General features: G+C 42.7%; 15 protein-coding genes. 6 read left to right on the forward strand and 9 right to left on the reverse strand.

The annotated features are described in order from the left end of the window. Positions 1–97 precede the first annotated feature (97 nt). Positions 98–1,210 (reverse strand): hypothetical protein, encoded by a 1,113-nt coding sequence (locus AUJ82_04015; protein ID OIO59967.1) that lies wholly within the window; start codon positions 1,208–1,210, stop codon positions 98–100. 379 nt (positions 1,211–1,589) lie between these two features. Then, entirely contained in the window at positions 1,590–2,279 is a 690-nt protein-coding gene (locus tag AUJ82_04020) for a hypothetical protein (protein OIO59968.1), read from the reverse strand. Between the two features lie 198 nt (positions 2,280–2,477). Here AUJ82_04020 and AUJ82_04025 point away from each other — a divergent pair, with 198 nt between their 5' ends. Further along, on the forward strand, positions 2,478–8,087 hold the full coding sequence (locus AUJ82_04025) for an excinuclease ABC subunit A (GenBank protein ID OIO59969.1): 5,610 nt from the start codon (positions 2,478–2,480) through the stop codon (positions 8,085–8,087). Between the two features lie 56 nt (positions 8,088–8,143). Here the strand turns inward: AUJ82_04025 and AUJ82_04030 are convergent, their stop codons facing one another. Together AUJ82_04030 and AUJ82_04035 are read right to left on the reverse strand one after the other, a co-directional pair. Then, positions 8,144–8,869, reverse strand: coding sequence for a hypothetical protein (locus AUJ82_04030; GenBank protein OIO59970.1), 726 nt, complete (start codon positions 8,867–8,869; stop codon positions 8,144–8,146). 67 nt (positions 8,870–8,936) lie between these two features. Then, entirely contained in the window at positions 8,937–12,518 is a 3,582-nt protein-coding gene (locus AUJ82_04035; protein OIO59971.1) for a DNA polymerase III subunit alpha, read from the reverse strand. Between the two features lie 129 nt (positions 12,519–12,647). On the opposite strand from AUJ82_04035, the gene AUJ82_04040 reads away from it, so the two are divergent. Further along, positions 12,648–15,056 (forward strand): hypothetical protein, encoded by a 2,409-nt coding sequence (locus tag AUJ82_04040; GenBank protein OIO59972.1) that lies wholly within the window; start codon positions 12,648–12,650, stop codon positions 15,054–15,056. A gap of 22 nt (positions 15,057–15,078) precedes the next feature. On the opposite strand, the gene AUJ82_04045 is transcribed toward AUJ82_04040, so the two are convergent. Continuing rightward, positions 15,079–16,038 (reverse strand): hypothetical protein, encoded by a 960-nt coding sequence (locus AUJ82_04045; protein ID OIO59973.1) that lies wholly within the window; start codon positions 16,036–16,038, stop codon positions 15,079–15,081. Positions 16,039–16,222: 184 nt separating this feature from the next. Between AUJ82_04045 and AUJ82_04050 the strand changes: the two genes are divergently transcribed. Continuing rightward, positions 16,223–16,771, forward strand: coding sequence for a hypothetical protein (locus AUJ82_04050; protein ID OIO59974.1), 549 nt, complete (start codon positions 16,223–16,225; stop codon positions 16,769–16,771). Positions 16,772–16,782: 11 nt separating this feature from the next. Further along, positions 16,783–17,331 carry a hypothetical protein gene (locus tag AUJ82_04055; GenBank protein OIO59975.1) on the forward strand — a complete coding sequence of 183 codons (549 nt, stop codon included), beginning with the start codon at positions 16,783–16,785 and terminating at the stop codon, positions 17,329–17,331. Between the two features lie 2 nt (positions 17,332–17,333). Here the strand turns inward: AUJ82_04055 and AUJ82_04060 are convergent, their stop codons facing one another. The 3 genes from AUJ82_04060 to AUJ82_04070 are packed head-to-tail and all read right to left on the reverse strand — an operon-like array spanning position 17,334 to position 19,823. After that, complete coding sequence (locus AUJ82_04060; protein ID OIO59976.1) at positions 17,334–18,131, reverse strand: isomerase; 798 nt, start codon at positions 18,129–18,131, stop codon at positions 17,334–17,336. A 24-nt stretch (positions 18,132–18,155) separates the two neighbouring features. Further along, on the reverse strand, positions 18,156–19,484 hold the full coding sequence (locus AUJ82_04065; GenBank protein ID OIO59977.1) for a histidine--tRNA ligase: 1,329 nt from the start codon (positions 19,482–19,484) through the stop codon (positions 18,156–18,158). An 18-nt stretch (positions 19,485–19,502) separates the two neighbouring features. Continuing rightward, entirely contained in the window at positions 19,503–19,823 is a 321-nt protein-coding gene (locus tag AUJ82_04070) for an integration host factor subunit beta (GenBank protein ID OIO59978.1), read from the reverse strand. A gap of 80 nt (positions 19,824–19,903) precedes the next feature. On the opposite strand from AUJ82_04070, the gene AUJ82_04075 reads away from it, so the two are divergent. Continuing rightward, complete coding sequence (locus AUJ82_04075; protein OIO59979.1) at positions 19,904–21,535, forward strand: ATP-dependent protease; 1,632 nt, start codon at positions 19,904–19,906, stop codon at positions 21,533–21,535. Then, on the forward strand, positions 21,525–22,286 hold the full coding sequence (locus AUJ82_04080) for a bifunctional demethylmenaquinone methyltransferase/2-methoxy-6-polyprenyl-1,4-benzoquinol methylase (protein OIO59980.1): 762 nt from the start codon (positions 21,525–21,527) through the stop codon (positions 22,284–22,286). Before AUJ82_04075 ends, AUJ82_04080 begins: the two co-directional genes overlap by 11 nt. A gap of 106 nt (positions 22,287–22,392) precedes the next feature. Here the strand turns inward: AUJ82_04080 and AUJ82_04085 are convergent, their stop codons facing one another. Beyond that, positions 22,393–23,136 (reverse strand): hypothetical protein, encoded by a 744-nt coding sequence (locus AUJ82_04085; protein OIO59981.1) that lies wholly within the window; start codon positions 23,134–23,136, stop codon positions 22,393–22,395. Between the last annotated feature and the right edge of the window lie 50 nt (positions 23,137–23,186).

The following is a 23,186-nucleotide window of genomic DNA, read 5'->3' on the forward strand; positions in this document are numbered from 1 at the left end:
CTAAGTCATGGGCCATGCTAAATGCCTCCCTGACTCTCTTGTTTAATAAACGTGCGGCTATGTCTATCCTAAAGTAGCAACCCCCCGAGAAGGCATCCTATAAATCCTTATCATCATCGTTTAAATTGTAAGGTCCAAATGAATTGCCAAAATCTTGCATAGCTCCCCAGAATGATGAAAAGAAACCGGAAGATTCCTTTTGGTCTGTTTTGTCTTCAACTTTTCGCTTGGGCTTTGCTTCAACGATTTCATTGCCAACATTTTCTTCTTCAAGCTTGCTTTCGATAACGTTAGAATCGTTTTTGAGAATTATATTCTCCTCTGACGCGTCCTTTTTTATTTCCTCATTAACGATAGTAATTTCTTCTTTTTCTTGAGGGAAAAAATGCGGGTATTCTTTTTTTAATAAATCACGAAAATCGATTTTAATGATGGGTTTATCGAGGACTATGTTGGTATTTTCTTTAGATTCTTTAAGGTCTAAGTATTTCTCTAAAACCTTTTCGTTCTCGTTAAGCTGAATCTTTTGAAGCTCAGGTATTATGTTTTCTTCAGATTTTTCAATCTCTAGATCGTTATTCTGATTTTTGTATAAGTGGTTGAAATTTGAATCGTTTTCCTCCTCTTTATAATAATTCACATAGAGATGGTTATAGTTTTCAACAACATCATCCAGCTTTGGAAATAACTTGTTAAGGATATCTTGTTTTGTCTCTTCATGAATAAACGCAAATTGCTTAAGGATCAATACTCTACCGGCGATACTGTCATCAGGAATGTATTCATTTTCATCTTCACTCCAACAGTTATTAATATCATCCTCGGTTAACCCATCTGCGAACTTAATGAGATCATCGGACTTTAGTTCGAAGGCCTCCTCAAATTTTGTAGATTTGTTATTTTTATAAAAACTCTTGTCTAGTTCGGGTTTTTTGAGCTTTTCATCAGAAATATCGTAGAGACTACTAGGGAATAAAATGTCATAAACCTCTTTCTCTGAAATGTCATTCATGGATGTAAATGAACGCAAAGATATTACTTTATCAGCTAACGCTAGATTATACGCAGAAAGGTACTCTCTTTTAATGCCGTTTATTGTGCCTACATGCCAAAACTGCGTTACTTCATTTTTTGTAATTTTTCTGTTGAAGCATACGAGGTTGTCTTTTGCGTAGTTGTGCAAAGTGTTATAGTTTTTGTTTATTTTCATATTCTTATATTATTAGTTTATTATGGTAATTGCGTTGATTGTACCTTTTTAACTACTGATGTCAATTAAAAATAGTTAAATACATAGATGTTATTAGCTGTAAGTGAGTTGTAAATTGAAGTATAATCAAATTGCAAAAAGTACGCATACGCAATAGCCCATATAGGCATCTAACCAACCCTCCTCTTAAGTCAAAAAGTAGCGGGCTTAGCCTCTGTACTTATAGGAATTCCCTTTAGATAAAGCTATTCTTCCTGAGATTGCGTATTTTCTAGCAAAGAAGCAACCGATTCTTTACTAGAAGTTTCCTATCTTTTCCTTTTGACAAGGGCCTTGTTTGCCTCAGATACGAATAAATAATCTATGATTATTTCAATAATCAGCATTTTGATCGATCAAAAAGGGTATTGAAATCACTGTCGTTGACGTATTCATTGAAATTGTTGTTTTGTAAAAATACTTTCAAGTCAGCGCAATAATTGCAATTATCGGTGTATTTATAGGACGTGCCGATTATATCCTTTATCTCCTCATTATTGAATTTTATTTCTTTCAGATTCATTATTAACTGCTTACATTTTTTTTGGCCGTTGTTTTTGCTGTAAAAGAGAAAGTGAAACGGTTTTTCTGAATAAAAGCAGTCGTTATTACTCGTACATAACAGAGTATATATCTCTTCTTTTGTGAAGTACTGGGTTTTGTAGCACTTTTCAATATAGTCCGGAAGCTCCCCGGTTATGCCCATAAGGTCAACGGGGCGAACATCTATCTCAAGCCCATTGGTATACGAGTTTATTGTTTTTGTAGGAGTAAGTTGTATTGCTAAAGTTTGCTTTGGGATGTGGAATATGTGGTTAAGTCCATTTGTGATGATGTATTTTTCCAGTGGCTTTGAGGGAACAGTTTGGTTGTTTTGACCTTTACTGTAGTGGTTACTACTACTACCTGTAGTTGTGAATTCTATCTCTAGGCACTCATTTATTTCCGAGTGGTCATATCTGCCCTCACTTGGAAAGAAAACTTGGCCGCAACAATTGATGCAATGAGAAATGATTTTATTTGTGCACATGACTATTTTTAGTTTGGTTATTTTTAATTACGTTGGAAGTGAATTCGTTTAACTTTGATATGATTATTTATCAATTTTAATATATCAAGCAATGCTGAAAATCGCGCTTCAAGTATCAATTTGCCTCAACAATGCCAGATTCTTCGATATTAACTTGCCCAGCAGTTTTCATAACCTCTATAATAAAGAGTTCAAGCTATGGCAAAGAGCGATCAGGAATATATTAAACTTTTCAATGTCCGTCAAAATAACCTGAAGGGGTTTGACCTCGAATTACCCTTGGGCAAACTCATCGTGGTTACGGGGTTAAGCGGTACGGGCAAATCTTCACTTGTTTTTGACACACTTCATGCTGAGGGACAGCGTCGTTATATTGAAACGTTTAGCCCTTATGTGAGGCAGTTCTTGGAAACATTGGATCGCCCGGCGGTAGATTCTATTGAAAATATACGCCCCTCTATTGCGATTGAGCAAACCAATACAGTCAAAACCTCTCGCTCTACAGTCGGTACGATGACTGAGCTTACGGACTTCTTTAAAGTTTGGTTTTGCAAGGTGGCTGGCCTCTTTGACCCGGAAACGGGGGAGAAGATTGAAGATGATAATCCACAGTCCATTTGGAGAAAGGCATCAGCCGCTTGGCCAAAGGGGGATGTATTACTCTCTTTCCGTATAGTAAAGCCAGACAATTTATCCTGGGAAGAGATCCTGGAGCCCGTCAAGGCACAGGGCTATGTGCGTTGTATTGTTAATCATGAGATTATTCGGCTCGAGGATTTAAAGGAAAAAGATTTGAAGGGCAATCTGCTCATGGTCGTTCAGGATCGCACGACTTTGGTTAAGGAAAATGAGCGGCGCTTTATGGAAGCTGCTTCCACCGCTATACATTACGGTGATGGCGAATTGTTTATTCATACGATTAAAGGAGAGGAATTAGGACACTTTTCTGAAGGACTTCACTCGCCTAAGACTGGCAGACGTTTTAGAGCTCCTACGCCGGCGCTTTTCTCGTTTAATTCCCCTATTGGCGCGTGTGATAAATGCCGAGGGTTTGGTAAAACGGTTGAAATGGATTACAACCTCATTATACCGGACAAGTCTCTATCTATTAAGGAAGGAGCGATTAAATGCTTCCATGGCGAAGTGATGAGCAAATGTCTGGAAGAGCTTAAACACGCAGCGGGAAAAAAAGGCATCAAGTTAAGTATTCCCTGGAGTGAAATGCCAGAGGAAGATATCCGTTATGTGATTGATGGGGATCCTCACTACGGGGAACGCGGCACTGCTAAGCAAAATCTTTGGTATGGCATAAAGGGTTTCTTTGATTGGGTAGAAAGCAAAAAGTACAAGCAGCATATGCGCTTTATTTTAGCCAAATACCGTTCTTATGTAACCTGTGATAAGTGCCATGGAAAACGCCTTCGCCCACAAGCTCTTTGCTGGAAATGGCAGGGCTATACGCTTCCAGACTTATATGATCTTTCCATCCGCTCACTCAACGCTTTATTACGTAAACAACACAAGCAAACGGGTAACCACCCCGTAGATCTTGCGGCAAACGCTATATTGTCGCGCCTGAATTATTTGGAACAAGTTGGCCTTGGCTACCTTACGCTTAGCAGGCAATCCAGAACGCTTTCGGGTGGTGAGGTAGAGCGGGTTAATTTGACGACTTGTTTGGGAACCTCTCTCGTAGAAACCTTGTTTGTCCTCGATGAACCTTCGGTCGGACTACACGCACGCGATATTGATCGCCTGGTGAGAATTCTCCGTCAGCTTACCGATTTAGGTAATACTGTAGTCGTTGTCGAGCACGATGAGGCCGTTATGCGCGCGGCAGACCATATCATAGAAATGGGCCCGGAGCCTGGTAGTAAGGGTGGGGAAGTGGTCTTCAGTGGTACGGTTAAGCAAATTCTGGCCAGTAAACAGAGCCTCACCGGCGCCTACTTAAACGGTAAAAAGGATATTGATTTACCGCTGCACCGGCGCCCGTGGGCTCCGGGCGAGCCAGATAATTACGCCGTGCATTTTGATGAGGCTCATAAACATAATATTGAAAACCTTTCTTTTTCGCTTCCGCTTGAGCGTTTTGTTTGCGTTTGCGGGGTATCGGGTTCCGGTAAGTCTACCTTAGTTAATAATATTATATATAAATCTTTAATGGAGCAGCAGGGCGCATCAGATGAAGAGGCTGCTAATGTTAAAGAACTGACATCGGATCTTTCTATTGGTGAAATTGTGCTCGTTGATCAATCTCCTATTAGTAAAACACCACGCTCGAACCCTGCATTATATTGCGAGGCATGGGATCATATTAGAGAACTATTTGCCACTTCCCAAGCTGCTTATAGAGCGGACTTAACCGCTTCTCATTTTTCCTTTAATGCTGGCCAAGGGCGTTGTGATCATTGCCAGGGTCTCGGTTATCAAAAAGAGGACATGCAGTTTCTTTCTGATGTATACGTGCAGTGCCCTGTTTGTGAGGGTAAACGCTTTAAACCGGAAGTGCTTGAGGTTACGTGGAACTGGAAATCAATCGCAGATGTTCTCAACATGGATGTCGATGAGGCCATCCGTTTCTTTGCTAATAAAACTAAAATCATCAATCGCCTAAAAACGCTTAAGGCAGTTGGACTGGGTTATCTAACGCTTGGCCAGCCCTTGAATACATTATCAGGAGGTGAATCCCAACGACTTAAGTTGGTAAAATACCTATCCCGCTTCAGTGAAATAGAGGATACTAAACTCTTCTTGCTCGATGAGCCTACAACCGGTCTGCACCGTGATGATGTGCGCAAGCTTCTTGATGTGCTTCAACAATTGGTTAGCCAGGGCAATAGCTTGGTTGTGATCGAGCATCAAATGGACGTTATTAAATCCGCGGATTGGATCATAGAAATGGGCCCCGATGCCGGTGACCAAGGAGGAAAGATTGTTGCTGAAGGTACGCCTGAAGAAATTGCTACTAAAAATACGGCTACGGCTCGTTTTCTACGCGAAGTCTTGCCGAAATCCAAATCAAAAGGCGGCAAAGCAGACGTCATTGAATTTAAATACGAGGAGCAACCAGAGGAACTCTACCTCACGGCTGCTGAGCCAGAAGTACAGTACTTTGCTCACCCGCAACGGGAATTGGAAATTATTGGCGCACGTGAACATAACTTAAAAAATATTTCTTTAAAGATTCCACACCGCGCGCTCACGGTACTCACAGGCGTTTCCGGTTCTGGGAAATCTTCGCTTGCATTTGATATTATTTTTGCAGAAGGCCAGCGGCGCTTTATGGAGTCTATCTCCGCTTATGCTCGCCAGTTCATTGAGCAAATGCCGAAACCGGACATCGATAAACTCACTGGCATACCGCCAACAGTAGCCATCGAGCAACGCGTTACCCGAGGTAGTAGAAAGTCTACCGTGGCTACGATCACAGAAGTTGCCCAGTACCTGCGGCTCCTGTATGCCAAAATTGGTATACAGCACAGCTTGCACAGTGGCGCCCCCGTTATAGCCCTTTCAAATGATGAAATATTCGATCTCTTTGAGCGTTATATAAAACTTCCTAGTAAACGCGATGCGAAACATTTGTACCTATGTGCTCCGTTGGTGAAATCTCGCAAGGGGCACCACCAGCCGCTTGCCACTTGGGCGCAAAATCAGGGTTATCAGTTGATGTATATTGATAAAAAATGGGTCAATGTAAACCATTTTGAAAAATTGGACCGCTACAAGGAGCATGACATTGATATCGTTGTGGTCGATTTAGGGAAAGCTGGCGGTAAGCTGACCAAGGTCAAACGCCGAGAGCTCCTTGATATGGCACTTCAATTAGGAAGAGGGAGTTGTTTCTTGAGAAATCTCGATGGTACGGTACTTACCGGTTATTCAAATCAACGTACAGACCCGGTTACCGGAGAGTCCTACCCTGAGCTGGATCCCAAACACTTTTCCTGGAATTCTCCTAAAGGATGGTGTGAAAAATGTAATGGGCAGGGCTATCTTTACGAAGAACGCAAGGGCCCAGGGCGATCCAAAGCAAAAGAGATCAGTGAGCTTTGTCCCGATTGTCATGGTGATCGTCTGAATCCTACTAGCTGTGCGGTTAAAATTTATGTGAAGGGCGATAAATCTGGAACTGAAGGCGAAAAAGCGCTTTCCCTCCCTGATATTTTGCGCATGCCACCTGGTGAGGTCATAGAAACTGTTCAAAACATGTCGCTCGATAAACGCGGCCAGCAGATTGTACGCGACATTATTCCTCAGATTAGGGAACGCCTCAGGTTTATGGATCAAGTGGGCCTGAATTACCTCACGCTTAATCGCTCTAGCGCCACGCTTTCCGGTGGTGAAGCTCAGCGTATCCGGCTTGCGGCACAACTGAGCTCTAATTTGTCCGGGGTTTTATACGTCCTGGATGAGCCATCTATCGGCTTGCATGCGAGGGATAACCAGCGCCTCATCGATTCACTCAAAGTTCTTCGTGATAAGGGTAACACACTCTTGGTTGTAGAGCATGATGATGAGATGATGCGCCAGGCAGACCATATTATAGACCTAGGGCCAGGTGCAGGTGTTCATGGCGGTCATCTTCTTGCCAATGCCACTATTAAAGAAATTGTTAAGAACAAAAATTCTATCACGGGCCAATATCTTAAAAAGGGAATCTCGCACCCGACTCGTGGGAGCTACCGAAAGCTTCCCGCTAAATGGAATCCTAAGAAAAAAGCAAATGATGAAGCTGATCCGGACTGGATGGTGCTTAAGAAATGTCATCTGCGTAATTTAAAAGGGCAAGATCTCCACATCCCGCTAGGCAAGCTTACCGTTGTCTGTGGTATTTCCGGAGCTGGTAAGTCGACTTTAGTACGAGACTTACTCAAGCCCTGTGTTGCTTACGCCATTGAGCAAAAGCTCCAGACGGTTACGGGGGAAGATTTGGTCAAAAAAGATTATTTCCCAAAAGACGGCACAGAGCTGCCGTTTGCGGAATTACTCAATGCCAACGTTTTTAAAAACGTCGTTGAAGTGGACCAAGAACCGATTGGTAAAACCCCGCGTTCGACACCGGCTACTTATATTGGCGCGTTTGATATTATTCGGGACTACTTTACGTCTCTCCCTGAGGCTAAAATGCATGGTTATGATGCCAGTGTTTTTTCCTTCAATACAGAGAAAGGTCGCTGTGAAACCTGTGGTGGCGCCGGTAGAATCAAACTAGAAATGAATTTTTTACCGGATACCTATGTTACCTGCGAGGATTGCAACGGTACGCGCTATAGCCCGGAGCTTCGCGAGGTTCGTTGGAAGGGTAAGAATATCAGTGATATTTTAAATCTCAGTTTTGAAGAAGCCGTTCCATTCTTCGAATTTCATTCCCGTCTAAAAGCAATCTTGCAGCTGATGATCGATACAGGCTTAGGCTATCTAACACTGGGCCAAAGTTCACCAAGTCTTTCTGGGGGTGAAGCTCAGCGGCTTAAGTTAGTCAGTGAACTCGCTAAGGGTCTTCCGACTTTTAAGGAACGTACGCGGGGCATTTCACCTAAGAATCTTTATATATTAGAGGAGCCCACGATCGGTTTGCACTTAAGTGACTGTGAGAGATTGATCCACTTGCTGCACGATCTTGTGGACCAAGGCCATACGGTCGTTGTCATCGAGCACCATTTGGATATTATTGCAGAAGCAGACTATGTTGTAGAAGTTGGTCCGGAGGGTGGAGATGCCGGTGGCACAATCCTTTATCAAGGCGTGCTCGCTGGTTTAAAGAAGTGCAAAGAAAGCCAAACGGCCAAGTACTTGCCATAAAAAAAAGAGGGCCATAATAGCCCTCTTGAAAATGCTTATTTCAAATACTGTCCAGCTTAGTCGCGGAGTTTAGCCAACAGACGAAGGATTTCAACATACATCCATACGAGGGACACCATTAATGAGAAAGCAAAGAACCATTCGTATTTACGATCGAGTTTACCGCTAGCATCGTTAATGGCCTTAAAGTCCACTACGAGGGTTAAGCTGGCGATCACCACAATCACAATGCTGACCAATATGCCTGCAGGTGAAGAGTCATGAAGAATCGGCATTCTCCAACCAAAGAAGGAGCCAAAAATGCTCACCATATAGGCAAAGGCGATTCCTACAACTCCGATGGAAAGAAACGCCATAAAGTTCTTTGTCGGCTGAATGATCTTAGTCTTATACAGAAAGAGAACTGCAAGAAAACAGCCAGCGACACCTAGAACGGCCTGGAAAATAATCCCCGGGTACCGAGCTTCAAAATACTGGCTGATCAGAGAGAGTATAACCCCTTCGGCGATTGCGTAACCGTATATGAGAGCCGGGTTACAGCTTTGTTTAAAAGCGATAAATAGCCCAAAGCCCATAGCCACTGCAAAGGCGCCAAACCACAGCATCGGGGATGTTAGCTGTTGGGCGTATATCCATGTCAATGAGAATGCTAGGCCTAGAACGGCAAAAACATTAAACGTGCGGGCAACCACGCCGTTAATGCTCACGGTTGCGTTTCCAGCAATTCTACTTTGTTGTTTTTCTAAAGAATGAACTAAAGGATTTCCAAAATTGTAACTCATAAGTTGTTTGAAGTTAATTGATTAAAGTACTATTGTACAGGAATTGTATGAAAATACAAATACAAAGCTATGCTTTAGCCCGCATAGGGTACCGGCGCTCCACTTTTGGGGGAGGCGGGACATCTAATTTAAAACCTAGAACCCCCTTTGAATTCATCTTTAAGAACTCACGGAATGTCTTAGGATTAAAATTACACGTTAATGAAGCAGCTATGTCTGTTAAAATGCCTTCGCTATTGGATGTTTTTAACAGAAGGCGTACTTTTGTAAAACCATCATGCGCATGCAGGTAATCACTGAAAGCCTTTAGGAAATCATTAATATCGGTTTTAACATCCAGGACAATCGTGACGGATTCGATCAACGATGGTAGCCTGCGCTCCAGGGTATCGATATCGGCTACATTAAAGCGCACTTCATCATTATCTGCTGCCCTGCGAATCGTGCCACTAACAACAATGATGTTCCCTTCTACCACATGATGCTGAAACTTCATATACGCATCTGGAAATAAATTTAGCTGTATGCTGGAATTGCGGGTAGTCAAATTGAAAAAGGCCCAGGCTCGGTTATCCTTTTTAGAAATGCGTTTATTAATGTTATCAACGATGCCACAGACGCGGAAAGTTTCGTTGTTTTGCAGCTGTTCTATTTCATCTTCTCGAAAGGTGTTGATGGCAGTATCAAAGCCGGCATATTCATTCATCGGGTGGCCGGATAAATAGAACCCAAGGAGTTCCTTTTCGTGCTGTAGTTTTTCACGCAAGGGCATAGTAGGGCCGTTTTCATTCACGCAGGCACTTGGAGCGTTGGATTCATTCAGTGAATTATCCATTAAATCAAATAATGACGTTTGCCCGCAGGCTTTGTCTTTTTGGACAGCTGAGACTTCGCTCATGATTGCATCAATAGAGTCAAATAGATGTTGGCGATCCTTGCCAAAAGAGTCAAAGGCGCCGGAGCGTATCAAGCATTCCAATACACGTCGATTAACAGCTCGAGAGTCTACGCGGACGGCGAAATCCATAAAGTCCTTAAATGGACCACTTTTATCGCGTTCACAAAGAATCTTAAGCGCTGCGGAATCACCCACGCCTTTGATCGCGGATAGTCCAAAGCGAATAGCGCCGGAACCGCTCTCATCATAGATGATCGGTGTAAATTTGTCTCTGGATTCATTAACATCCGGGCTGAGTACGGGAATGTTTAGAACAGAGCATTCCCCGATGAAATGTCTTACTTTGTCCGCATTGCCCAATTCCGAAGAAAGCGCCGCAGCCATGAACTCAACGGGGTAGTTAGCTTTTAGATAACCCGTTTGGAACGCAAGAATAGCATAGGCAGCGGAGTGAGACTTATTAAAACCATAACCCGCAAACTTTTCTAAAATATCAAAGAGCTCTTCCGCTTTTTTAGATTCTATATTGTTATGCTTCTTGGCTCCCTCTATGAAGACGGCTCGCTGTTCCGCCATTTCTTCTATCTTCTTTTTACCCATTGCGCGACGAAGAATATCAGCTGCGCCCAGACTATAGCCGGCAATCACACGGGCAGCTTCCATAACTTGTTCCTGGTAGACCATCACCCCGTAGGTTTCTTTACAAATTTCTTCTAAAAGCGGGTGGGGGTACTTAATCGTACTGGGATCCTTTTTGCCTTTAACATAATCGGGTATCCAATCCATCGGGCCTGGGCGATAGAGTGCAATCAATGCTACGATCTCATCAATATTAGAAATGTTAAACTGACGGCAGAGCGATTGCATGCCACCGGACTCAAGCTGGAAGACCCCAACGGTCTTGGCATCATTGAGAAGTTGAAATGTCTTATCGTCCTCAAAGGGGACTTTGTCGATATTAAATTGAGGATTATTACGCGTACGGCGAATGTTATCCTGGGCATCGGCAATGATGGTGAGGGTCTTCAGTCCCAGAAAGTCCATTTTTAGGAGACCAATTTTCTCAACAGGATCCTTTGGGTACTGTGTGGTTAAAATACCGTCCTGAAGTGTTACGGGGACAAGTTCGCGTAACGGTCTATCTGAGATAATGACTCCCGCGGCGTGCGTTCCGGTGTTACGCACCATACCCTCAATAATACGACCTTCTTGAATAATCTTAGCTGCAACGGGGTTATGATCAACTTCGTATTTAAGATCGGTACTCTTTTCTAAAGCCGCATCCAGCGTAATACCAATATCATCCGGAACCATCTTGGCAATACGATCTGCTTCAGCATACGGTATATCGTTTACGCGAGCCAAATCACGCACGATCATTTTGGCGCCAAAGGTACCGAACGTAATAATATTAGCCACGCACTCACTACCATACTTTTGGCGCACGTACTCAATTACCTCTCCACGACGCCGCATACAGAAGTCTATATCGAAGTCTGGAGGTGAAACGCGTTCTGGATTCAAGAAACGTTCGAAAAGAAGTTTAAATCGAATAGGATCGATGTCCGTAATCTTAAGCACATAGGCCGTTAAGCAGCCTGCACCGGATCCTCTACCCGGGCCAACAGGAATTGTCTGCTCACGAGCCCATCGGATAAAGTCCCATACGATCAAGAAGTAGTCAATAAAGCCTGCCTTCTCAATAATCGAAAGCTCATAATCAATTCTTTCCGCAAGTGTTTTAGCCAGTTCCGGATCATCAGCGTTATCAGGGTCGTGATAATTCACGCCGTAACGCTCTTTCAGCCCTTGTACACACAGGAACTTTAAGTACTCAATATTCGTTGTGTGGACAGAGTAAATTTCTTCAGGAGCTTTGTATACGGGGTACAAATTATTGCCAAATGGGATTTCCAAATCACACATTTCGGCGACTTCGCAGGTATTCGTGAGTGCGTGAGGAATCTCACCAAAAATAAGCTCCATTTCCTGGCGAGATTTCAAATAGAATTGGTGGGAAGTATAGCGCAACCGCTTTTCATCCGCAATCTTGGAGCCGGTTTGAATACACAGAAGTGAATCGTGGGGAGCCCAGTCATTTTTGCCAACATAGTGTACATCGTTTGTACAGACCAGCTTTAACCCAAATTCTTCTGCTAACGGTATAAGATGCTTATTTACCTGCTGTTGCTCACTGATGCCATGGTCTTGCAGCTCTACAAAATAGTTTTCCCTCCCAAAAATGTCTATAAACGTAGACAATGCTTTCTTGGCACCCGGTATGTCCCCCTTAAGGATGTGTTGCGGAACAACGCCCTGCAAACACCCCGTAAATCCAATTAACCCCTCCGCATGAGCGGCTAATTGTTCCATATCCGTACGAGGCTTATAGTATAGCCCTTTAGTATGAGCATCGGATACTAACCGAATAAGGTTTTGGTAGCCTTTAAGGTTCTTGGCGATCAAGCCCATATGGTGGTATTTGTGCTGACCACGCTCAGGCTTTTCAGTCATCTTATGGTCATAGACCAAGTAGACCTCACACCCTAATAACGGTTTTATACCATGCTTTTTTGCCGTTTGAAAGAACTCAGTTAAGCCAAACAAATTACCGTGGTCGGTAATCGCGACTGCTTTCATATTATAGTCACAACAATGCTTACACAGACGATCAATATGGCATGCGCCATCCAGCAGACTAAAGTCTGTGTGCAGATGCAAGTGAACGAAATCTGAGTCTTTTTTGGCCATGTGAATCGATCATATCAGGTAACCCTCTAAACGCAAGTTTGCAATGATTGGTACTTGAGTACAAGGGGTAGACGAGGATCACAGAACAAGGCTTTTCTTTTTACCGTTATTATTGTAGAATATGTTTAGATGTTAAAAGCATATTGGCAAAATGCGGAAGAGGGGATAGCCGTCCTTTCACGTGACTGGACTACCCCCGATACGTTACCGGAGTTTCTCATATACCCTGGCAAACAGAAAGCGAAGGAGATAACACGCGTCCCGTTGATCGAATTCGCCCAGCGCTCGGGCTATTTTAGGGAAGGGGAAGATTTGACGTTTATCTTCGAACCCAAGTCCGCCCATCTCGGCCAGAAAATCAATGGTGAGCGTATCTATGTATCTGGTAGTTTTAATGGGTGGGATGAAGCGATTAACAACCCCAAGTGGGAACTTAAGAGACAGGAAGTCGAAGGGCTTTCTTGTTACGCGCTCACTTTGCCATGGGAGGAGTGCTACGATGTAGGAGAAGTCCATCGTTTTAAATTTGTGACCAATGCCAAAGACTGGCTTGAGGTCCCTGTAGACGCTCCTAACGCAGTGGTAGAAGACAACAATCGCAATTATGAATTACGGGCGATGCGCACTGGCCATCACATGTTTTATTTTAAGGCTCCGTTTAAGCAGGACATCCCTAAGGCTATGGAGCTCGTTTGCCAGAAGGAAAGATGTCATATAGATTACACGCCTTGGCTCTTAAATTATAAAACAGATTTGCCCTTAGGTGCCATTGTAGAAGAGAATGAAACTGTCTTTCGATTGTTTGCCCCAAGGGCCATTATGGCTAAAGTGATTTTTTATGAAGACCTGGAATATCCGGATGAGCAGACATGTTCTATGGTCAAGGTCGATGATTGTACTTGGGAGTACAAACATAAGGGCAATCTAGATGGCTGGTATTATTATTACCAGATTACAGGCCTAAATAAAGACGACTTTTCTCATTTTAGCAGCAATTTTAAAATACTTGATCCCTACGCCAAAGCAACTGTCTGCGCCAGTGGTCCAGGTATCATTGTCGATTTCAAAAAAAACCCCAAGCCAGAAAGTAGCTACCAGCCACCAGCTTGGGATGATCTTATCATTTTAGAAGCCCACGTTCGGGATTTATTAGCGAAAGACAGAATCGAGCTGACAAAGGATGAACGCCTTGGGTTTACCGGCTTATCCCAATGGATCCACACCGATGATAATTATATCAGACAACTTGGGGTAAACGCCGTAGAGTTTCAGCCCGTACAGGAATTTGAGTATACAAAGATAGAAGAATACCACTGGGGCTACATGCCGGTTAATTACTTTTCACCATCAAGCGCTTATGCAGAGCATCCTGGAAGAGCATCCCAGGTAAAGGAATTTCAAAACGTTGTTAAAGCATTTCATGATCGCGGTATAGCAGTGATTCTAGACGTTGTATATAACCATGTTGGAGACCCCAACCACTTGCTTTATATAGACAAACAATACTATTTCGAGACAACGGAAAAGGGAGATTTGTACAACTACAGCGGCTGCGGGAACGATCTACGCGCGCGTGCTCCCATGGCCAAACGATTGATTATCGATAGTCTTATCCATTTCATGGAAGTCTATGGTGTCGATGGATTCCGTTTTGATCTGGCAGAACTCTTGGGCGTAGATGTACTAAAAGACATAGAAGCCGCGCTTAAAAAAGCAAAACCATCTGCCATCTTAATAGCGGAGCCATGGAGCTTCCGCGCTCACATTGCCCATATGTTGAGGCCTACGGGATTCGCTTTTTGGAATAGTGCTTTTCGTGAGTATTTTAAGCAATATGTGCAAGGTGATGGCAACCACGAGGGCTTTCGCTATTTCATTAAAGGATCCTTGGATTTTTTAACACGTTTCCCCTCACAAAGTGTCAATTACTCTGAATCTCACGATGACCGTTGCTGGATAGACTCCATAACCCAAAACGCTGATCATAACGGCATGAACCCAACCATGCTCGATCAACGCAGGACACACCTTATGGTAGCTTTCTTAATGATGTCACTCGGCATTCCGATGATTTCGGAAGGGCAAGATTTTTTAAAGTCCAAACAAGGCGTAAATAACACTTACCAACGCGGAGACCTTAATGCCCTTAATTTCCACCGGCTAATACAGTTTGCCGACACCCATGATTACTTCAGGCGTTGGATACGTTTTCGTTTATCAGACAAAGGCAAGGTATTGCGCCCTGGTAATGTAGCCAACCTCGATACCTATTTTCAATTTTTTCATGCAACTGAAAAAAGTGCTAGCGCAGTCATCGTAAACTCAGATCAAAGCTTAGGCGAAACCCAACTGTTTTTTGCAATCAATCCCCACGCCGATGAGGTTTGGTTAGATATAGACGGCACAGACCTAGCCACCTATACGCAAATAGCAGATCACGCTCGCTTTAATGACCAAGGTCTCCACACGGGAAGCCTATTATGGCATGCTGGAAAACTTCACTTACCGCCCAATTCCTGCGGCCTTTGGGTGAAGTAAGGCACCCCTAAAATACCTACGCCTACCGATACCAATAGCGTGATGTGGATTTATTCCCTTCCTTATCCAGAATGCCATGGTCAACACCCATTTTGAGATCTCTACTGGCCGTTGCGGTGGAGATTTCGAAAAGATCGTTGTATTGTTTGCGGCTAAATTTGTTTTGTCCAAATTGCTTTTTTGCTTTGGCAATACGGTCTTCGTAGCCCAGCTTGGCCGAAACGCGCTTTGGCATTTCAGTTAAGGCAATCAGGATCTTTTCCAGAGAAAACTCGATAAAGCGGGTTGCGTCTGCTGCTTCATCACACGCCCTTAACGTTTCATAGTACTCGGCCTGATAACGTTTAATAATGCTTTCTACGGGCACATATTCAAAGAGAGGTTCATCTCGCATCAGCAAAATTTGTTGCCATAACCTTCCCATTCTTCCATTACCATCACTAAAAGGGTGTATGAACTCCAATTCATAGTGAAAAACGCAGGCCTTGATAAGCCAGGGACCGTTATCCTCTTTAAGGTAATCAAAAAGGTTATCCATTAATGACTCAACTCGATGCGCTGGGGGAGCCATGTGGCTAACCTGGTCTCCTTTATAGACGGCAACCCCTTTTTTGCGCCATGTGCCCGCATCGGCAACAAGATTATTCATCAAGCCATTATGAGCCTTTAGAAAGGAATCCTTACTTAGGCCGTCCCATATAAGCAGATCCTTATAAACCGTTACAGCATTTTCAGTCTCCAGAATATCTTTCTTGGGGCCGGCAGGTTTTTGCCCATTAAAGATTGTCAATACCTCATCGATACTCAGCGTATTACCTTCAATCGCTAAGCTTGATTGAATCGACCTGACTTTATTCTCCCGCCTTAATTGAACCTGGCCTTGTTTGAAACCGGAAAACTCAAGCAAGCCAAGTTCTCTGCCAATAGCTTCAACTTGTTTCAAAATAACAGAGGTAATCCGATAGGGAGGTTCCTTTACCATAACTTGATAGTATCATATGATACTATCATTTGCAACAACCAAAGGCCGTCACCAAGACCTATTTTAATTGCACAATTTGTATTATGTCTAGTTCGTTTGGATTATCTGATCCCAAGAAAATGCTCACCTTTTCTTGAATTTTTCGTAACGTTATGGTATATTAGGTTATATGGTAATGAGAAAAATGGATAAGCAATTAATTTTTAGAGCACTAAGGCTCTTGGCGGAGTATGCTCAAATGGAAGGCATTTGTTTGGAAATCGGCATTTATGGAGGAACGGCTATGATGTTGGCCTATAATAATAGTAATCGGGATATCACAAAGGATATTGATGCCGCTTTTAAGGATCAATCTTCCGTAGCACCACTTATTCAAAAAGTGGCAGATGATTTGGATCTACATGAAAATTGGATGAATGAAGAGGTCCGAATGTTTCTGGCCGAAACCAAAGGTAACATGAGACTGCTGAAGGTCAAAGAACTTGAGCACCCTAATTTAATAATCACTGTTCCTACAGCTAGTTACTTGCTGGCCATGAAATGTAGAGCCTGCAGGGAACCGCTCCCGGGTTACGCTGGTGATTACGAAGATATTACGTTTTTATTGAAAAAGATGGAGATTCAATCTGTCGAGCAAATCCAAGAACACATAGATCGCTATTTTGTTGATGAGCCCCTTTCCGAGGAAACTCGGATTGTTTTGAGCGGTATTTTAAAAGCAATTAACAACTAACCCATTGACCAATGCTTACAAAAGATAAGAGTTTCATAAATAATAAATCGCTGCAGCGTCCTAAAGCAGCTAAAGAAGTTAGCTTGTGGTCTGAAAGCGAAAAGGATTTTGGCTACAACTTTCAAGACTGGGTGCATGAGTTGCGCCGATTGTCTTCCAAACCTGAATTGTTACAGCACATTCAAGATCCCCCGCCACGTCTTGCCAATTTATTTCCCGAGGGTAACATTTGTGATGCCTATCTGGCAGCTTATGCGGCTCATCTTTGCCGCATTAACTCCTTAACGCCCCCGGAATGGACCCAAAGTGATGACCTTGTTTTGGAAGAGCCTTGGTTTTCAAATCCTTTTAAAGATGCTCGGTTTTTGCTCTTGAGGGACACACCTCCTGAATTTAAAAACAAAAATCTTTTTACGACTCCGGAAATTACTTTTAAAGCACATCCTGGTCGCCCAAAGGCATCCATTGTTCATAAACGAAAAATGGCCGCACTTCGCCAAAAAGCCTATCGAAAACGGATTGCCGATGAGTTAAAAGCCTTGCGTAAAAAGACTTCTTGAAATTACCTATTCGGCAAAAATAGCGCGCCTTGCAGATACAGCTGGCATTCACCGGACAACAGGACTCTATCTCCAGCCATTTCACATACTAGCTTTCCCTTACGTTTAGATCCTTGTGTAGCTTGTATTTTGATTTTGCCTAATTCCTTGCACCAGTATGGCGCTAAAACGCAATGAGCTGAGCCCGTAACGGGATCCTCAGGAACATTATGTTTGGGGTAAAAGCATCGTGAGTAAATATCGCCCCCAAACTTATTTGTTGTGGCTGATATGATTACACCCCGGTATGGCAGCTTGCTGATTGCCGTAAGATCTAATTCAGCGTTTTCAACTTCAGTCTCATTTTCTAAAATAAATAAAAGATCAAAAGTACTTTTAAAAATTGCCTTGGGGGCTATATTAATGAGCCTCAGATACTTGGGATCCATCCGCATCGCCTCAAAGGGCAATGCGGGGAAATCCATGACGAGTTTATTACCATCTTTTCTAACAATCAACTGCCCACTTAAACTATTGAAAACGATCTGATCTGCGCCGGTTTGTATATGGTTAAAAATAACAAACGCACATGCTAGTGTTGCGTGCCCGCAGAGTCCTACTTCTCCGTTAGGCGTAAACCATCGAATATCAAAACCCACCTGATTCGGCACAAAAAAAACGGTTTCAGAGAGGTTGTTTTCTGTTGCGATCGATTGCAACAGCTCGTCACTCAACCATGCTTCAAGCGGGCAAACGGCAGCAGGATTACCTTCAAATAGCCGAGAAGCAAAGGCATCTACTTGGTACAGCGGTAATTTCATGGGGAAGTTTTGAGGATATTAAACTTAAACTAAATGCGCTAATTTATTAGACACAGCTTCGATCAGCTCGTCTCGGCTAATATTTTCTTCTGTCCGTTTATCTAAATCTTTTAGCAATACTTCATTCCTCGCAACCTCTGTTGCCCCATAAACCAAAGCCAACTTCGCTTCTAGTTGATTTGCTTGTTTTAGCTGTTTGCTTATATTTTGGTTTTTATAACTAAAATCAACACGTATGCCAAGCGCACGCAGCATTAAAATATCTTTAAAAGCAATGTCTCGCTCAGCTTCACTGTCTATAACAACAAAAACGTCCGGCGTTTCATGGCATGCGGGAACAAGGTCTTGTTGCTTTAAGAGATCCAGTAACGTGACATCGCCCATGGCAAATCCCACTGCCGGCATATCCACGTTAGCCAGTTTTTTGACAAGGTTATCATATCGCCCTCCCCCGGCTAGTGCTCTACCCTGGCCTACTGTTTGAAAAGCTTCAAAGACAAAGCCCGTGTAATACGCAAGTCCGCGTACAATACTCAGGTCTATCCGTATAAAACGGCTTACGCCAAAGGCATCTAGTTGCCCTAGGAGTTCTCTCCAGGAAGCAATACGAGCATGGATCGCTTCTTTCTCTTCTGCTAAAGAAACTGTATTAAAGAAATGCTCGATATCCACAATGCTACGCAATTGTGCCAGTTGCTTGATATTTTTGAGAAACTCAGCGGCCTTACCACCAAAGAATCCTTTTAGTTGTTCAAGTACTTTGTCCTCATCTTCACGCTCCATTTTATCAATGATCGTGAGAACGCTATGGGCATCTTCATCACTCAACCCACAAGCGATTAAATAGTATACCCATATATCACGGTCACTTAACCGAATACAAAATTCCTTATCCGTGAGACCAAAGTTACTGAGGATTTGGATCAACAACGTAATAGCTTCCGCATCTGCGATGGTACTCTCTTCACCCAGAATATCCGCGTTAAATTGATAAAAGGAGCGTAACCGACCTTTTTGCGGGCGTTCATAACGGAAATGTTCACCCACGTTAAACCATTTAACCGGTTTACGCATGCTGTTTGCTTTAGCGCCTACAAGGCGAGCGAGCGAAGGTGTCATTTCGGGTCTCAGCGCAATTGCGCGTCCTCCCTTGTCTTCAAAATTAAATAACTGGCCTACAATTTCATCACCGGATTTTACGGTAAAGAGCTCTAATGGCTCCAAGACAGGTGCGTCAAACTCATGGAAATTGAAGCTTTTCGCAGTCTGGCGCCAAGTAGAGAAGAGGTACTCTCTCACAGAGCACTCTTCTGGGTAAAACTCTCTAAAACCGGGTAATGTATTGAAAGCCATTCGCTAATTAAACTAGGGTTAGTTTTTTAGTTCCTGTATGTTCATTTGGGTTAACTGATTCTTCAGTTCTTTACCTGCTTTAAATTTAATAACCGCGCGTTCAGGAATGACAACATCTTCTTCTGGTTTGTTTGGGTTACGTCCAATGCGTTTTTTGCGCAGTTGTACTTCAAACACACCGAAGTTGCGCAGCTCTACATTACGGCCACTCGTCAAGGCTTCTGCAATGACATCGAGTGTTTTTTGAACGATTTCCCTCACTTGTTTTTGCGGAAGATCGTTGTCTTTATATATGCTTAGTATGATATCTCTTTTAGTTAGATTTTCTTTTTCTGCCATAACGTGTAGACTTATTTCTGATTTTGATTTATAGTCAGAGTATTTCCGTATATTATTACCATTAAGTCAAATAAAAAACTATGATCGCCAAAAAAGACGAAGAAGAACTAAGTCCTATCGAGGAACTTCAAAAACAGCTTCAAGAAGCATTAAAAAGTACTAACCTGGGGATAAAACTCGCTCCTGCTGGGGATTCTGACGAGGAGGAGGAATCCATGGATGATAATCATAATAACGTTAGTTCGCCCGAGAGTGACGAGGAAGTTTTGAGAAAAATTCGTGAATTTAATTTAAAACCGAAGGAGATCAGAGACTATCTAAACCGATTTGTCATCAAACAACCTGAGGCAAAAAAGGTTCTTTCAGTCGCTATTTGTGATCACTATAATCACGTGCGCCAATGCTTAGAAGATCCTGAACTCATTGAACAAGAGTATAATAAACAAAATATCCTGCTTATCGGGCCAACAGGAGTAGGTAAAACGTATTTGATGCGTAATATCGCGAAGTTGATTGGTGTTCCTTTTGTAAAAGCAGATGCTACTAAATTCTCCGAAACAGGCTACGTGGGTAACGATGTTGAGGACTTGGTGCGCGATCTCGTAAAAGCAGCCAATGGTAATGTTGATCTGGCGCAGTATGGTATCGTTTATATCGATGAGATTGATAAAATTGCAGCAGACTCTTCCAATGGCGGGCGTGATGTTTCTGGCAGGGGTGTGCAAATTAACTTACTTAAGTTGATGGAAGACACCGAGGTAAACTTGTTTAGCCCACAGGATATGATGGCGCAGATGCAAGCGCTTATGAGCATGGGGCGTCGTGGTGATAAGAAAAAGAAGCGCACGATTAATACGCGCCATATCCTCTTTATCCTAAGTGGTGCTTTTGATAAGCTGTCTGATCTCGTAAAACACCGCTTAGATGATACTAGAATTGGCTTCAAAAATCGCACCATCATGCCTCACGCTGAAGACGAAACGTATAACTACCTGCGAAAAGGAAGCACAGCAGACTTTATTAAATTTGGTTTCGAGCCCGAGTTTATTGGCCGTATCCCGGTTAGAGTTGCCTGTGAGCCTTTGTATCAAGAAGATTTAGCTCGTATTCTGACATCATCCGAGGGGTCTATTTTGAAGCAATATAAATCAGATTTTAGCGGTTATTCCATAGATTTTCAAATCACGAAAGAGGCCATTCAGGGGATCGCAAAGCGAGCTGCAGAAGAGAAAACCGGTGCCAGAGGTTTGTTAACCGTTCTGGAATCCGTTTTTCGTGACTTCAAGTTCGAGCTACCGTCAACTGCGATTAAGTCCTTTGAGGTGACATCTGATACCGTGACGAATCCTAAAGACTCCTTGAGCAAATTGCTCTCCGAGCATGAGCATTTGCAGTCTGCCGTGTATGAGGAAGATGTTAAGCGCTTTGCCAATAACTTTTACTTACGGCACAATTTAAAGTTGGAGTTTGATAAAAAGGCGATCAAGTATCTTATCAAAGCATCATTGGAAGAAGACAAAACCATTATCGCCTTATGCGAGGAACGGTTTAAAGACTTCGAGCACGGTCTAAAAATTATTTTCAGAAACACAGGCCGTACAACCTTTAAGATCACGCAAGCCGTAGCCGCTAATCCGGATAAGGAATTATCTCTGTGGGTTGTTGATAGCTTTAAAGAAAACAAAGAAGGCGGAAATAAAGATGCGCAATAATCAAGGAGAAGAAATACAGCACATGTTTAGCGCAATCGCTCCTAATTACGATTGCGCCAACCATTGCTTGAGTTTTGGCATCGATTATTATTGGAGGGCATGCTTGGTGAAAAAAGTCAAAGCATGCCAACCCAAAGTAGTTGTAGACTTAGCCACCGGCAGCGGCGATGTTGCCCTAGCTTTGAAAAATGAATTAGGGAGCGAGACAGATGTCCGAGGTTACGATTTCTGTGATGATATGCTTGCTGTTGCTAAGGAAAAGGATTCCGCATCTACCGTTTCCTTTAATTTTGGGGACTGTACCCATTTGCCCATAGAAGACAATTCCGTGGATGTCATTACTATTGCTTTTGGTTTACGCAATGTTATTGACCGGAAAAAGGGCCTTGCCGAAATGCAGCGCGTCTTAAACAAAGAACACGGCAAACTGTTCGTGCTCGAATTTTCGCGCCCAAATATCTGGTTTAAACCTTTTTATTATTTTTATCTGAGAATGGTATTACCGGTGCTCGCCTTTTTCACCACAGGTAATTGCTCTGCGTATAAATATTTGGGAGATTCAATCAGTATATTTCCGTCTGCTAAAAATCTAAAAAAGGAAATAGAAGAAGCTGGCTTTAAAGATGTTTCCTATCGTAAACTTACCCAAGGGGTTGTTGCTATACACGAGGCACTACCAGTCAATGTGAATCATACCCAGTCCTTAAAATATTCAACAAACCAGTCTATCGCAAATTGCCGGAACATCTGAAAGGTTTCCGAGGAAAAACAACCAGAGTAGATCCCCCATCAAGACAATCCTGAGGGGGGCCGGCACAATCTGATTGAGGCGAAACAGTAGGGTTTACGCACTTACTTTATAGTTCATCGTGACTTCTTTTAGCTTTTGTTTCCCGATAGCTTAGATTGCATCCTGGCTCTGGATTGTATTGATTTTCGATAGCACACTGATACATTTTGTTAAAGTATTCCTGTACTTGTTCCGGACTGGAATTTAATCCTTTTGATTTTGCTGTATTACTAGGGTGTTCTTCCAGAACCGCTATGCTCCCATCACATGTATTTAAGGCTAATGCTTGAAAGTAATATTTGTTAGCTTCAACGCTTGTGGGATTTATCCGCGCATATCCTTCATAGGGTTGCTTTTCAAAAAGTCTCGCATCATTTAATTTTACTTTACGTTTGCTAAGTTCGCTTTTGAGAAACTTACCTGTTTGTTCAGACATCCAATACTTCCTGGACTTCCAACCACCTATAAGGTGTGCCATTGTATTTCTGATTTCGCCACCATTCTCTTCCAAAATTCTAAACAGCATTTCGATATCTTCGTGTTTTGTGTCATCGTCCCAGTGCGCTACTACGCCAACTTTTCTTACGTTGTCATAAAGCGTTATAAATATACAGCCATTTACCCCAAAAGTGCCAATTGTAGATATTGGTGAATTACAGGAAGTATTTGTGTACTCTCTTTGCTGCACTAACTGAGTTTTATCGTAATCAAGTGTATTACTATATTTCGTAACATAGCTAGTTGCATTAGCTGCATTAATTAATTGAAGCGTTAGTAGTGTTATTGCTATTGCTGTATTTTTGTTTTTCATTTACTGTAATTATTTTTATTAATTATTTATATTAACACTTTAAATATAAG

It is taken from the genome of Verrucomicrobia bacterium CG1_02_43_26 (genome assembly GCA_001872735.1).
In the GTDB taxonomy this organism is placed as follows: domain Bacteria; phylum Verrucomicrobiota; class Verrucomicrobiia; order Opitutales; family CG1-02-43-26; genus CG1-02-43-26.